Source organism: Pseudoalteromonas sp. BSi20439, assembly GCF_000241165.1.
Classification (GTDB): domain Bacteria; phylum Pseudomonadota; class Gammaproteobacteria; order Enterobacterales; family Alteromonadaceae; genus Pseudoalteromonas.
Genome location: NZ_BADW01000215.1, coordinates 16,736 through 31,226, shown reverse-complemented (window position 1 = coordinate 31,226; position 14,491 = coordinate 16,736). Strand labels below are relative to the sequence as shown.

Below are 14,491 nucleotides of genomic sequence, written 5' to 3'. Positions count from 1 at the left end.
ACTTATAAACCCAAGGGGCTATAAACCAATAATTTTGCAGTTTGGGTTCAAGCGAAGCCAAACCATTTAGCTTTAATGATTTCCCACTTTTATGCACTAAATAACGGTATTCTATTCTAGTCGTAGGCTTTGTATGGCCTACTACTTTTTTCCCACTTTCTAAACCTTTGTCATAAACAACACAATGGCTTGATCTAATTGAGCCGCAGTAATAGCTTTCAGTTACAATGAAACTATTTACACGATACCTAACTGGGCATTTATCTCTATTGGGGTAGCTATTACAAGTCCTAATAGATTTGTACTTTGGGAGCAACGCTATGATAGGTTTATAGATCCCAACTAGATTACAACCAATATCAACTCTACTTACTTTAGCTGACATCATCAATTGCTTGTATCGTGTTTTACCCAATACAGTTTGGATATGATAAAAGATTGTATTTAACTCATCATCACTAAATTTTGATGGCGTGAAATCTACCCTCAATCCATATTGTTTACCTGTTCGCATCCCTAAAAAAACGCTAACGCTATTTTTAAGATTTGTCACTAACGACAAATCACATTTTTTGTATACAAGTAAGTTTCCAAGTTTTTTAATGGGGCTGTTATCATCAACTGGATAGAGCTTAATCCTAAGTATCTCCTGCCTCTTCGCAGTTTTAATTTTACATATCTGATTGGATAATTGTTTATAATCAGCATAAGAAACTTTGAAATTGAAGCTTAACTTATCGCAATCAAGTTCTAAGTATTTTTCAGGGAATTTAGTCATAGAAAAAAGCAATTTATCTTGCGCCATTGCAAACTCTTTTTGCACAAGAATATCACTTACTATGGCATTATCTTTATAATGATTACCCTTTAAAAACAGGTCTATATTCTGAATGTTTTTCTGACAATGATGACTTTTCTCATTTGCTGATGATGTGTTTTTCATACCCATAAACCACTCTATATAATGTATTGTTAGTCATGTATTGATTAATGATGCTCTGCTGTATTACATAAGCACTAATCCACATACATGTATTTGTAACGCAATATCTATATTAGGGTTTACACTTTTATCATGAGCCTTTAAATACAGAGTTTTAACTGGTAATTTCAATAACCAATAAAATATAAAATCACTAGTTACACTTTTAAGTTTACTAATTAGAAGCAATAAAAACTCATGAATTCATTGGTTAAAAACATTAATAGACACATGAATTCACAAGTTTAAAAGCAATAAGAGGACACGTGAATTCACTGGTTTAACGCAATAAAAGGACGTGTGAATTCATGTGTAAAGTTTTGAATTTACGCGCTAATAATTCAATAAATATACATTAGATAAATAGTTAAAATTTTATTATACACATGTAGAATAGTGCCTAATGATACAAATAAATTTAGGGAAACTATGAGTAAGAGAAACGTACCATATGCACATTTAATTCTTTTTTCGGACAAATTATTAGCGCAGCTAAAGCGCTCATCTTCAGACGAAGTCCATGTAAAATCTTTAGAGGCAATATTAGCGAAAAAAGTAAAAACGAAAACTAAATTAACTTTAAAAGACTATGATGAAGAAGATAGAAAGGTGATACAAATAGTCGGTTGTAAGCGCAAGAGAGATAAAGAAATTTTAGCTGTTTATCTAAATGAGCTTAGATCACTTGTTTTAAGCTTACCTACAGACTCCTATAGAAAATGGAAAAATAATTGTCGTAAATTAGCTTCTAATAAAAATGGAAAAACCATCTTTGTAGATAATGACACCTTAAACCTTATATCTAGCCTTGTTAATCAATTAGGCGAAGATGGCTCTCCAAATGAAACACTTGAATTCAACCCAAAAGTTGCAGATAGAGTTAACTTTAAAAAAGCTATGAATAAAATTTTTATCCATATGAGCCAGAATAAAGCCGAACTAAAAAAGCTTAAGTCCCTAGAATAAATAATGATTAACATTAACTAATAAGAAGTTGGATTAATCTTGTAACCTTCGATAACACTACTAAGCTTGATTATTGACGCGGTGTGATGTGTATAATTATCTGTAATACCACCATTAGATAGCTCATGGCCAACGATCTGCTGAAGTATATATAAGTCTAAGTTTTCACGGCTTTCATTTCTGATTTTTGTAATGAATGAGTGTCTGAAGCTATGAAAAGAGCGGATATGATTTAATTCTGTCTTTGAATCAATATCTAATTGTGACATTAATCTCCCAAACCAAGATGTGATAGTATTTCTATTATCGATACCGCTCAATATGCGCCCTGTAGTACTGCTGACAACATCTAAAAAGCCATATTCAATAAGTTTAGAGTGGACAGGTATTCTTCTGCGGGCATTGTCAGTTTTCACCTTCTGTGACTCATGCTCATCAGTAATCAATATATAATGTAAGCCACTATCTTGGTCTCTTTTAATATCTTCTGCTCGTAACTGAAAAAGCTCACCTCTTCTCGCCCCAGTATAGATTGCTAGTAATAAGCTCCATTTTTTCCAGCTTGTCGTCTCTTTTAAAGCAAATTCTTGAAATAAACTTAACTCTGTATCAGTAAAAGGCCCACGCTTATTTTGAGTAAAGTCTCTTTTTATGGTGCAAGGGGACTGTTTGATATAACTAATTGTATCCCTTTTAGCGTACGCAAAAACACTTTGTAACCACTTGTAATAGCCCTGTACTGATTTTGGTGCAATACGCTTATCTTCGGGTACATCTGCTGCTACACGCTCTGACATAGTCATTTTGTTAAACGGAGCTACATTCATTTTTGGCAAATCAAAACACTGATCAATAAAAATACCGATATCCTTAGCTTCATATGAAGCAATGTCGGCATCTTCGGTTAATAATTGCCAAACAGTATGGCACCGCTCATAGTCCTTTTGCATTTTGTCACTAAGGTTTTCTTTTTCAATTTTAAAGTTTAAAAATTCTTGGTAAACACTGCTAAATGGTTTGATTTCTTTATTCTGTGTTAATTCAGGGTCAGGAAGGATTACAGGGTTGCTTATAAGATTATTTTTTATCAACGCCTCAATCTCTCTGACCTTAATAGTATCTTTGCTGAAGACAGCATCAGCTAACTCTTTAAGCAATAGTTCTGAGCTGATGAGCTTCTCATTGAATATTTTATAATTAATAGCGCTTAGTGGGATTTCAAACCCATATTTATCAGCTAAATGGTTTATCTTAAAAATATTATTATTCCGCTCAATAGCAGCCCCTCCATAGTAGGTTTCATCGTCATTATTGTGGTTAAAACTACCTTTATTTAGAGAGTCTACTTCTATCTCACCGCCATTGAATAAATGCATCATATGAGCCATGTGGCGTACTTCAACATCTATATTTTTATCAGTGTGGACTTCTTTTAAGCTTCGCTTGTTCATTAGCAGAAGTAATTTAGATACATAGGAAACCAAGATGAGCAATTCAGGGTCAGACTCAATAGGTTCGTTTTGAATCATATCGCTTAAATTTTCATACTTCTGACACAAATCAAAGAAAATTTGCCTAGTTTCTGCGCCAATTGTACTGATACTTGGATCACTTAAGGTGTCTGAAGTAAGGTGGACGCGACTTAAAGCGTTAGTAATATTGAGGTTATCTTTAAAAAGCACCTCTTCAGAAGCTAAAATTTGATCTATATGATGTTGCTCAAGTCGTCTCTTCATATCCAGCTTAATCGCATTAATTACTTGTTCTTTTTGTAGTTTATCAGACATTTTGTGATATAGGGGTAAAGAGATTAAGTTGTTGACGGTAGGAGTTAAATATTTAATAAGAACAAGGGCGTGGTTTAAATCCTGGGTATTTAAAGAGATTCGAATATCTTTTTTAAGAAGGATTTTGGAAGTTTATATCGAAAGTAAAATGTACCTTTGCGGATATATAAATATTCTGCACCTGCAACTGACTTCATAATGGCCTCTTGGTGAGGTCGTTGCTTTGCGGTGGCACAACTCGGTGGCACACTAGGTGGCACAATTGCTTTTGCTTATAATAAACCTCCAAAAACCGCCTGAAAAATCAGGCGGTTATGGAAATTTATGAGTCAACCGGTAAGCCGGGTTCTGTCCTTTCCGAAGAAAGTGATAATCATTCGTCTAGGCCATAAATCGCTCTATGGCTCAAGCAACCTACCCGGTTCCAACGTGGGCCACGCCATAAGGAACCCTATTTGGTCTTGCTCCGAGTGGAGTTTACCTTGCAACCGACTATTACTAGCGGTCCGGTGCGCTCTTACCGCACCCTTTCACCCTTACCAATCCGAAGATTGGCGGTCTTCTCTCTGCTGCACTTGTCGTGGGCTCACGCCCCCCAGCCGTTAACTGGCACTCTGCCCTGTGGAGCCCGGACTTTCCTCCCCCTGCGCATTTTCGTTGCAGGCAGCGATTATCTTGGCTAACTCGGCGCGCAGTATACATGAGAGCACCACACTACGCAGTAAACATTTACTGTTTTTCTTCAATAATTGTTTTATACAGCGCGTTTTTCTTCATACCAAAGTAATCGGCCACCACGCCACAGGCTTTTTTCATTGGCATTTCGTTTTCAAGTAGCGCTAACATTTTGCGTGCCTCTGGCGGAATATCGTCAACTACCTTAGGTTTACCCGGCAGCATGAGTACTATTTCACCGCGCTGTTTAGTAGGATCGTCAGTTAAAAACTGCTTTAACTCAGTCACTGTGCCATTAAAAAAGGTTTCAAATGTTTTAGTGAGCTCTTTGGCAAATACCACTTGCTGCTCACCACCTAGCGCTGCTTCTAAATCGTCTAAGCTTGCCATAATACGGTGGGTACTTTCATACATAATACTGGTAATACTTGAGTTAACCGCATCAATAAAAAAATCTTGGCGTGCTTTACTTTTAGCGGGCGTAAAGCCAACAAACTGAAAACGGTCGGTTGGCAGCCCTGAACAACATACCGCCGTAATAGCAGCGCATGCACCAGGTACAGGTGTTACAAGTGCGCCCTGCTCACGGCATAAATTAACAACGGCATAACCAGGGTCGCTTATAAGCGGCGTGCCGGCATCGGATACTAATGCAATATTTAACCCTTGATTAAGTTGGTCGATAATTTGCTGCGCTTTTTGCTTTTCATTATGGTCATGTAACGCAAAGGTTTTAGCCTTAATACCAAAGTGGCTGAGTAGCTTGCCAGTATGGCGAGTGTCTTCAGCCGCGATTAAGTCAACCTGCGATAATGTCGCGATTGCACGCTGACTTAAGTCGTCATAATTGCCGATTGGGGTGGCAACAACGTAAAGAGTGCCAATTTTCTGTGAATTCTCCTCATTTAACATTGAGGTCTCCTGCGTCAGTCAGTAATATAAGCAAATCGCGTTAACGTATGGGAAATCATTGTGCGACTTAAACTAGTTAGTCTATTAATTATATTGTCAGGGTTATCGGCGTGTAGCACAACCGAAAAACCAACTAAAACCAGCGATAACTTAAATAGCAGTGCCAATACGCTGAAAAATGAAGCACTGAACGCGCAATCGATTTATCAATTAGCGCAAAACCGTTTTGGTGCAGATAAAATTCAACTGCTTTATAGTGCCCGTGATAGCGCCATTACGGAAGAAAACTGGCCGCTACTCGAAACAATATGTAGCGAACTTGCACTTACTGCCAGTGTTGATCAAATTCAAAACCGTTTATATATTGCCTTTGCACAGAAAGAGCAGAATAAAAACCAGCAAGCACTTGAAGTATTAAACTCACTTGAGGGACAACTCAAGCAACCCGAGCATTTTGCCTGGCACCAATTTTTAACTGCCAGCATTTTTGCTTCTCAAAACTTGCCAAAACGTGCTGCACCCTATTTTTTTGCGGCGTCAGAATCTGCAACTAAAAACACTATTTCAATTCCTCAGCTTAGTGATGCACTTTGGAAAAATTTAAAACAGCTTTCTTCGTATGCATTAGAGCGATTTAACCGTGGCTCGGTTATTCAACAAGGTTGGGTTAACTTAGCTTTGTATCATCAAGTTTACGCCAACAGCTCGGTTGATTTAGACCAAGCCATTAATAATTGGCGCCGCCGTTACCTTGGGCACCCTGGTACCAATGTTCTACCAAAACAAGATACTTACGCCAATGAATTAGCACCACTAAATATTGAACGCTTAGTTGTGCTATTACCTCAATCGGGGGCTAACAAGCGCTTAGGGGATGCATTAAAAGCCGGCATACTGGCTGCACTTGATAAAAAAGAGATTAGCGAAACGCTGTTTATTGATGAAAATACCGAAACCGAAGCGTTGAGCGCACAGATTTCGCAATTACAGCCTGACTTTGTTATTGGCCCACTATTAAAAGCCAATATAGATAAGCTCGCTAAGACCAATACATTACTCGATATACCCACCTTACATTTAAATACCTTTGATGGCGAAAGAACCTCGCTGCAACATTACTTTTTTGCGCTTAATCCTGAACATGAAGTACAGCAAACGCTAGAGCACTTTTTAGCACAGGGTTATCAAAAGCCGATGTTGCTAGCGCCAAATAATACCAATGGCCAGCGCTTAGTTGACTACTTTAATCTGCAGTGGCAACGCTATAGTGAAACAACCACGCAAGTTGGTTTTTATAACGATAACAAAGATATGCCCAATACGATTACTAGCTTGTTAGAAGTTGATAAGTCAAAAGAGCGTATTAAATCTGTTAAAGCACTTTTTAATAAAGAAGTTGAAAGTGAAACACGCTCACGTGGCGATATTGATGCCATTTACATACTCGGCGACGCCATTGAAACCCGATTAATTAAGCCTTACCTTGATGTTAATGTGAGTACCTTTGCCGATAGAATTCCTATTTACGCCAGCTCTAAAAGCCACAGTAAGCAAATAGATACCACTGACAAAGGTGATTTAGACGGACTCTACTTTACTGAACTGCCTTGGATGTTAGACTCACAAATTACGCAGCATAATCTACGTAAGCAATACAATGATTTATGGCCTGAACAAGCCGATATAAGCCAACGTTTATTTGCGATGGCTTATGATTCCGTCACCATGCTTAACGATATTAGACAATTGAGTGTTACACCCGATAAATACTTTTCAGGGTTGAGCGGTAAATTGTCGATTAATAGTGCCGGTGATATTGAACGTTCACTGCAATGGGCTCAGTACAGCAACCGCCGAATAAAACCGGTGGAGTTAAAAACACAACGCCCTGTGCCGCTATTTATGCAGTCGGCAAACGATGGCATAACCATTATTAACTAAGGGGTTAGCATGTCGTGGTTTAAACAGCTGTGGCAAAATAGTCGTGAAAAAGGCCAGTATTATGAGCGCCAAGCGCAAAAGTATTTAGAAGCGCAAGGTTTAAAAGCGATTGAGCGGAATTACTACTGCCCCTACGGCGAACTTGATGTCATTATGAAAGACGGTGACACCTTAGTGTTTGTTGAAGTTAAGTTTCGTAAAAATAACATAAAAGGCGGCGCTAATTATGCGCTAAGCCCGCAAAAGCAAGCTAAGTTAAAGCGCACTATTTATCATTACCTTGGTGCTAAAAACTTAAAAAACCAGCCATTACGTATTGATTACGTAGCTATAACAGGCGAACCGTCATTACATATTAACTGGCTGAAAAACGTATTTTAATGTCTGATGTATAAAAATAAGACGATTACAACAGCTTCATGTTGAGCATACAGTTAAACATTAGCTTACGCCTAAAATAATCACCTTTTAATAAAGCCGGTGTGAGCTCACACAGAATTAGAGATAAATTGTTGGTAACCCATGCAAGATACAATTAAAGAAATTTTTAAAGAAAGTATTCAAGTTCAAATAGCTGCAGGCGAAGTGTTGCCAAGCGCGTTAGAATCAGCGGCATTTACCATTGCACAAAGCCTGATCAATGGGAATAAATTGATCTGTTGCGGTACTGCAAACTGCCATATGCTGGCACAACACATGGCAGGCGTACTGGTTAATTTTTACGAAACAGAACGTCCCTGCTTACCTGCAATCGCTCTCTCACAAGAAAATATTAACTTGGGCCAAGGCAATCAAATAGATGACCACGATACATTTGCACGCCAAGTTCGTGCCTTTGCTCAGCAAGGTGACTTATTATTGGTACTTGCCATTAATGGTAATGAAAAACACATAATTTCTGCAGTAGAAGCGGCACTTACCAAAGATATGAAGGTCATAGTAATGGTAGGCGATGATGGCGGCGAACTCGTTGGCTTGCTTGGCCATAACGATGTAGAAATTCGTACGCCGTCTAAACGCCCGAGTCGCATTATTGAATCGCATTTAGTGAACCTCCACTGTTTAAGTGAGTTGGTGGATTTAACCCTTTTCCCTCAGGACGAAAATTATGTTTAAACGCTCCCTAATTATTCTAGGCACTGTTGTATTATTACAAGGTTGTGCCGCTGCTGTGGTCGCCGGTACAGCCAGTGCTGTTACTGCCGCTAACGATAGACGAACCATTGGCTCACAAATAGACGACAACAACATTGAAATAAAAGCCAGCATTGCTATTAGCGAAGATGAACGCCTTAATAAGTTTGCTCATATCAGCGTAATAAGCGTAAATGGCGTGGTTTTAATGGTAGGCCAAGTGCCTAACCAAGAAATGAAAAACCAAGCGTTTAAAACCATTGAGAACCTATCTGGTATTCGCAAAATTCATAACCAACTTCGCATTGGCTCTAATATTGGAATCACCACGCAAACTCACGACTCATGGTTAACCTCAAAAGTAAAAGCGCAGCTTTTAGCGGCTGAAAACATCAGCAGTAATAATATAAAAGTAGTGACTGAAAATGCCGAAGTATACTTAATGGGGCTAGTATCTGACGCTGAAGCAAACCAAGCCGTTAATATAGCTCGCAACATCTCTGGCGTAGAGCGGGTAGTTAAAGTATTTGAGTATTTGTAAAAATCTCAGGTTCGAGGTTCGAGGTTCGAGGTTCGAGGTTCGAGGTTCGAGGTTCGAGAAGTTTAAAAACCTTGCGGTTAATATCGCAAGGTTTTTTTATGCCTGTAGCAGCGGGTTCACCCCGCGTCGGTATTAGGTATTAGGTATTAGGTATTAGGTATTAGGGTGATACGACCCCGATAAAGTAGACACGGGGTTTTAATTCATTAACTCGTATTTCATGGGACTCACATTCCCTAGCGTGCCATGCATTCTTACTGAGTTGTAGTTGTTTTCAATATAAAAGCGACTTTGTACTGTCATTTCACTACGACTCAGTTCATTTAAATTGTTCATCCATTCTTTTTTATACTGAGCAAAAAAGCTTTCTGAGCAGGCATTATCCCAGCAATTCCCTTTTCTCGACATACCAATTGTTACCTGTCGGTTGTTCAACCACGATATTGTTTCTTTTGCACGATACTGGCTGCCTTGGTCTGAGTGAAATAATAAGCGACTTCCATCAGGTTTACGTGCATCCCATGTTTTTTTTAGCGTTCTAATCACCAAATCTGCGCTGTTAACTCGACTTGTTGCCCAACCAACGACTTTGCGTGAGTATAAATCTAAAATTACACATAAGTACTGCCAACCCTCTCTGCAACGAACTTGCGTTATGTCTGACACCCATACCGTATTGAGTTCATCAACACTAAACTCACGACCCAATAAGTTTTCTGCAGTGATATGCCCCTGCTTTTTTCCGCTACGGGTATATCGGCGTTTACCCGCGGCTGAGCGGTAACCCATACTCTGCAGTAATCGCTGCACACGGCCTTTACTACAGTCATACCCATTGTCTATAGCGGCTTTCCACAACTTTCTGTAGCCCGGAATACAGTGCTCATCACTACTTACTTTTTTCAAAAACTCAAGCAATGAGTCGTTTTCTGACGCACGTTGACTTAATGAGTGCTTTAGCCATTTATAATATCCTGCTTTTGATACTGACAACCATGTGCATAATTTTTTAATCGTTTTCTTAGTTGTCACAGCTTGGTGAATATACTCAAACCTTATTCTTTTCGGCTGTCCAAGTAGGCCTTCGCCTTTTTTAACACATCGTTCTCCAACTGCGCATCTTCCAATTGTTTTTCAAGCTTGCGCACTTGGCGCTCCAAATCTTTATATGACTTATCAGGGCCTTGGTTTTGAATTGGGTTAGATGTACTTTTTGACGTCATTTGTCGTCTCCATTTAGATAATAAGACAGGGTTAATGCCCAGCCGATGAGCTATTACATTAACAGTATCTGGAGAGTCTAACGATTGTTCAACTGCCTTTGTTTTAAATTCAATTGAATGACTACGCCTAGTTTTGATTTTCATAACACTTATTCCTTAAATAAGTGTCCACTTTTATAGGGTCGTATCAGGGATTAGGGATTAGGTTTTAGGTTTTAGGTTTTAGGCCCGTAACTCGTCGCTCGTGAACTTAAACCGATCCTGCGCTGCATAAAGCCCCGCTTTAAAAATCATTTTGAACCACAGAGTACACCGAGGCGCTTCGCGCTACACAGAGAAGACAAAGCAAATAAAACATGTTTTTAATCATTTTCTCTGTGTGCTCTGCACCCTCTGTGGTAAATAGAATCACTAAAGACGCGGAATAAGTCCGCTGCTACACCAGTCAATCTTAACCCGTTTCTCGCAGCCCGTCGCCCGTGAACTTTCACATTTATACAGACATAAAAAAACCGCCTATTAAGCGGTTTTTATCTAACATTTACGGGTTATTTTATAACGCGTAAATGTGAGCCTTTTTCTTTTCAGGCTTGGGAGCTGGCGTTTCATCAACTATCTCTGGTGATGAATCAACACTTTCAAGCTCTGGAGCAAAATCGTCTTCGTCCTCTAAAAACTCATCTGCAGTAAAGACTGTGCCTTCGCCATTTTCACGTGCATATATTGCAAGTACAGCCCCTAAAGGCACGTACACTTGCATTGGCTGGCCGCCAAAGCGCGCGTTAAAGCTAAGCTGAGTATTATCTAACGAAAACTGCGTAACCGCCGAAGGGCTTATGTTCAATACAATTTGACCATCTTGGACAAACTGTGTTGGCACTTGCACTGCAGGAAAGTCAGCATTAACCACTAAGTGTGGCGTGCATTCGTTATCAACAATCCAATCAAAAAAAGCGCGTAGTAAATAAGGACGGTTAGAAGTCATTATAAACGGATCTCACGCTCTGCTTCAGTTAAAGAAGCTTGAAATGATTCACGTTCAAATAGACGAATCATATACTCTTTAAGTTCTTTAGAGCCTGCACCATTTAGCTCAATACCAAACTCTGGTAAGCGCCATAACAGTGGAGCTAAGTAACAATCAACTAAGCTAAACTCTTCACTCATAAAGTAAGGCGCTTCACTAAAGATTGGTGCTATTGCAAGTAATGCTTCTGTCAGCTCTTTACGAGCTTGCGCCGCATCAGAGGTGTTGTTAATGATTTTTTCAGCTAGGCTGTACCAATCAGTATCAATACGGTGCATCATTAAACGACTACGACCACGCATGACCGGGTATACAGGCATTAGTGGAGGATGAGGAAAACGTTCATCAAGGTATTCCATGATGATGTTTGCCTGATATAAACCAAGCTCACGGTCAATCAGTGTTGGCACTGTGCCGTAAGGGTTAATTTCGTGAAGTGCTTCTGGCAGATTATCCTTTTCAGCCATATGAATATCTACACTTACACCTTTTTCAGCAAGTACAATGCGTACTTGGTGGCTATACATACAGTTAGCACCAGAAAAAAGGGTCATTACAGGGCGCTTATTGGCAGCTACGGCCATGCCTACCTCCATTAAATAACTAAAACAGCAATAGGGGCTTAAGCCCCTATTGCAAAATTACCTTTAAATATGTTCAAACTTAATGAACATCTCTCCAGTATTCTTTCTTCAGCATAAATGCCAAGATAAATAGAATCACTAAGAATCCAAGTACCTTAATACCTAGCGCTTCCGATTCGAGACGTGTAGGTTCACCTACATACTCTAGGAAATTCGTTAAATCACGAACTGCTTGGTCATATTCATCTACACTTAATTCGCCCGTACCATCTGTTTCTGTACCAGTAATATGAGTGGTTGTTTTACCATTTACTGTTACTTCTTCAGTAATTGCAGTAGGAACACCTTGCAACTCTTGAAGAACATGTGGCATACCCACCGATGGGAATAACGTATTATTTACGCCAAACGGACGAGATTCATCTTTGTAAAACGATTTTAAATAGGTATAAATCCAATCACTGCCACGCACACGCGCAACATTTGTTAGATCCGGCGGAGCCGCACCAAACCATTTTGCAGCATCTTCTTTCTTCATTGCATTATTGATATGACTACCTACTTTTGAACCATCAAAAATAAGTTGCTCTTGACCAATCTCTGTTGGAATACCAATATCGCGAAAAGTACGTTCATAACGTTGATACTGCATTTGGTGACAACCAAGACAGTAGTTCATGAACAACTTTGCGCCACGTTGCAAAGAAGGTTGATCAGATATATCGTTACCCGCTTCCATTAGAGGAACTGACGGGCCTGCCGCCATTGCTGGTAATACGTTTACTGATAAAGCGAATAAACCAATAAGTAGCTTTTTCATCATTTCGTTAACCTCTCAGGCAATGGCTTAGTTTTTTCATTCTTACTGTAAACAAATAACAGTACGAAGAACATAAAGTAAGTCACAGTACAGATTTGCGAAACAAGCGTTTTAAAGTCAGTTTGAGGTGTAGCACCAACCCAACCTAAAAGAACGAAAGTAACTACAAAGCCTGCAATGTTCCATTTGTGGAAACCACAACGGTAACGAACCGAACGAACCGAACCACGGTCAATCCAAGGCAATAATGCTAGCACGACAATAGATGCACCCATTGCTGCAACACCCATTAGCTTGTCTGGAATCGCACGTAAGATTGCATAAAACGGCGTAAAGTACCAAACAGGGAAAATATGCGCTGGTGTTTTAAGTGGGTTTGCCGGTTCAAAGTTTGGCGCTTCTAGGAAGAAACCACCCATTGCAGGCATAAAGAACACCACCCAACAGAACAAGATTAAGAAGCCAACCACACCCACAATATCTTTTACTGTGTAATAAGGGTGGAACGGTATCGCATCAATAATGTCTTTTTTATCTGTGTAGTATTCATGGAACTTAAATTTAGGCTTGTCTTCTTCAGCCACGGTTCCTTTTTTACGTTTGTTATCAATACCGTCAGGGTTGTTAGAACCCACTTCGTGCAATGCAACAATGTGTAAAAATACTAAGATAACAATAACCAGTGGTAATGCTATTACGTGTAATGCAAAGAAGCGGTTAAGCGTTGCACCCGAAATAACGTAGTCACCACGAATCCACAGTGTTAAATCATCACCAATTACCGGAATAGCGCCGAACAGTGAAATGATTACCTGTGCACCCCAGAACGACATTTGACCCCATGGTAATAAGTACCCCATGAACGCTTCAGCCATTAGGGCTAGGAAAATAAACATACCGAATAACCACAGTAATTCACGTGGTTTTTGGTAAGAACCGTAGATCATGCCACGGAACATATGCATGTAAACAACGATGAAGAACGCAGATGCACCCGTTGAATGCAAATAACGTAATAACCAACCGTACTCTACATCACGCATGATGTATTCTACTGATGCAAACGCACCTTCAGCAGATGGTACATAGTTCATCGTTAACCAAATACCGGTAAGGATTTGGTTAACTAGTACTAACATAGCGAGTGAGCCAAAGAAGTACCAGAAGTTAAAGTTTTTTGGTGCTGGATACTGTGCAATGTGCATGTTCCAAACACGTGTCATTGGGATACGGTCGTCTATCCACTCAACAATTTTTCCAAACATTAGGCCACCCCTTGTTCTTCGCCCACTAAAATAGTGGTCTCATCAAGAAAAGTATAAGGTGGAACTTCTAAATTTAATGGTGCAGGTACCGATTGAAATACACGGCCGGCCATATCAAACTTAGAACCGTGACATGGACAGTAAAAACCGTCATCAGTCCCTTCCACTTTCTCACCAAAGCCACCTTGTAAAAAGCTAGGTGAACAACCCAAATGCGTACAAATACCTACAGCGACAAAAATCTCTGGGCGTAATGAACGGAAATCATTGGTTGATGATTCTAATTGTTGTGGCTCTTGCGATTGCGGATCACGAAGTTGACCTTCATGTTCTTTCATCTGCTCAAGCATTTTTGGGGTCCGTGATACAACCCATACAGGTTTACCACGCCACTCGACACGTATTAATTGTCCTGGCTCAAGTTTGCTGATATCTACTTCTACAGGCGCACCCGCAGATTTAGCTCGCTCACTTGGATTCCAAGACGCAATAAAAGGAACAGCAGCCCCAGCCGCACCAACACCACCAACAACAGAGGTAGCTATGGTTAAAAAGCGACGTCGGCCATTGTCTACAGGCGCATTGCTCATCCACTTATCTCCACTATGATTCTCAACACTTGCTATATTGAGAA

Annotated in this window: 13 protein-coding genes, 1 other RNA gene and 1 pseudogene; 5 read left to right on the top strand and 10 right to left on the bottom strand. The window is 39.7% G+C overall.

Translation table 11 applies throughout. The annotated features are described in order from the left end of the window. The coding region (locus P20439_RS16145; RefSeq protein ID WP_138956981.1) for a hypothetical protein at positions 1–943 on the bottom strand (943 nt) is incomplete at its 3' end. Between the two features lie 468 nt (positions 944–1,411). Between P20439_RS16145 and P20439_RS16140 the strand changes: the two genes are divergently transcribed. Then, positions 1,412–1,948: a hypothetical protein gene (locus P20439_RS16140; RefSeq protein WP_008468387.1), complete on the top strand. Its 537-nt coding sequence runs from the start codon at positions 1,412–1,414 to the stop codon at positions 1,946–1,948. Between the two features lie 17 nt (positions 1,949–1,965). Here P20439_RS16140 and P20439_RS16135 read toward each other — a convergent pair whose 3' ends face one another. The 3 genes from P20439_RS16135 to rsmI form a co-directional block, all read right to left on the bottom strand. Further along, a complete protein-coding gene (locus P20439_RS16135; protein WP_036934491.1) occupies positions 1,966–3,735 on the bottom strand; it encodes a site-specific integrase in 1,770 nt (589 codons plus the stop codon). 321 nt (positions 3,736–4,056) lie between these two features. Continuing rightward, positions 4,057–4,422: RNase P RNA component class A (gene rnpB, locus P20439_RS17985), an RNA gene on the bottom strand. 42 nt (positions 4,423–4,464) lie between these two features. Then, positions 4,465–5,322 (bottom strand): 16S rRNA (cytidine(1402)-2'-O)-methyltransferase, encoded by an 858-nt coding sequence (gene rsmI, locus P20439_RS16130; protein WP_008468384.1) that lies wholly within the window; start codon positions 5,320–5,322, stop codon positions 4,465–4,467. Between the two features lie 60 nt (positions 5,323–5,382). On the opposite strand from rsmI, the gene P20439_RS16125 reads away from it, so the two are divergent. The 4 genes from P20439_RS16125 (at position 5,383) to dolP (ending at position 8,938) form a co-directional block, all read left to right on the top strand. After that, on the top strand, positions 5,383–7,263 hold the full coding sequence (locus P20439_RS16125) for a penicillin-binding protein activator (protein WP_036934486.1): 1,881 nt from the start codon (positions 5,383–5,385) through the stop codon (positions 7,261–7,263). Between the two features lie 9 nt (positions 7,264–7,272). After that, positions 7,273–7,644, top strand: a complete 372-nt coding sequence (locus P20439_RS16120; protein ID WP_008110719.1) for a YraN family protein — start codon at positions 7,273–7,275, stop codon at positions 7,642–7,644. A gap of 141 nt (positions 7,645–7,785) precedes the next feature. Further along, positions 7,786–8,379: an SIS domain-containing protein gene (locus P20439_RS16115; protein ID WP_008110721.1), complete on the top strand. Its 594-nt coding sequence runs from the start codon at positions 7,786–7,788 to the stop codon at positions 8,377–8,379. Further along, complete coding sequence (gene dolP, locus P20439_RS16110) at positions 8,372–8,938, top strand: division/outer membrane stress-associated lipid-binding lipoprotein (RefSeq protein ID WP_008468380.1); 567 nt, start codon at positions 8,372–8,374, stop codon at positions 8,936–8,938. The genes P20439_RS16115 and dolP overlap by 8 nt, the downstream gene beginning before the upstream one ends. Positions 8,939–9,136: 198 nt before the next feature. Here dolP and P20439_RS16105 read toward each other — a convergent pair. From P20439_RS16105 to petA, 6 genes and pseudogenes are all read right to left on the bottom strand, one after another. Continuing rightward, a protein-coding gene (locus tag P20439_RS16105; RefSeq protein ID WP_138956980.1) for an IS3 family transposase occupies positions 9,137–10,305 on the bottom strand; the annotation gives its coding sequence in 2 pieces (ribosomal slippage) (positions 9,137–10,035 and positions 10,035–10,305; 1,170 coding nt in all). Between the two features lie 404 nt (positions 10,306–10,709). Continuing rightward, positions 10,710–11,146, bottom strand: a pseudogene (locus P20439_RS16095) (ClpXP protease specificity-enhancing factor). Further along, entirely contained in the window at positions 11,146–11,772 is a 627-nt protein-coding gene (gene sspA, locus P20439_RS16090) for a stringent starvation protein SspA (protein ID WP_008110861.1), read from the bottom strand. Before sspA ends, P20439_RS16095 begins: the two are co-directional and overlap by 1 nt. A gap of 79 nt (positions 11,773–11,851) precedes the next feature. Then, a complete protein-coding gene (locus P20439_RS16085) occupies positions 11,852–12,595 on the bottom strand; it encodes a cytochrome c1 (protein WP_008110862.1) in 744 nt (247 codons plus the stop codon). Next, complete coding sequence (locus tag P20439_RS16080) at positions 12,592–13,857, bottom strand: cytochrome b N-terminal domain-containing protein (protein WP_008110864.1); 1,266 nt, start codon at positions 13,855–13,857, stop codon at positions 12,592–12,594. The genes P20439_RS16085 and P20439_RS16080 overlap by 4 nt, the downstream gene beginning before the upstream one ends. Further along, a complete protein-coding gene (gene petA / locus P20439_RS16075; protein ID WP_008110867.1) occupies positions 13,857–14,447 on the bottom strand; it encodes a ubiquinol-cytochrome c reductase iron-sulfur subunit in 591 nt (196 codons plus the stop codon). The genes P20439_RS16080 and petA overlap by 1 nt, the downstream gene beginning before the upstream one ends. Positions 14,448–14,491: the final 44 nt, after the last annotated feature.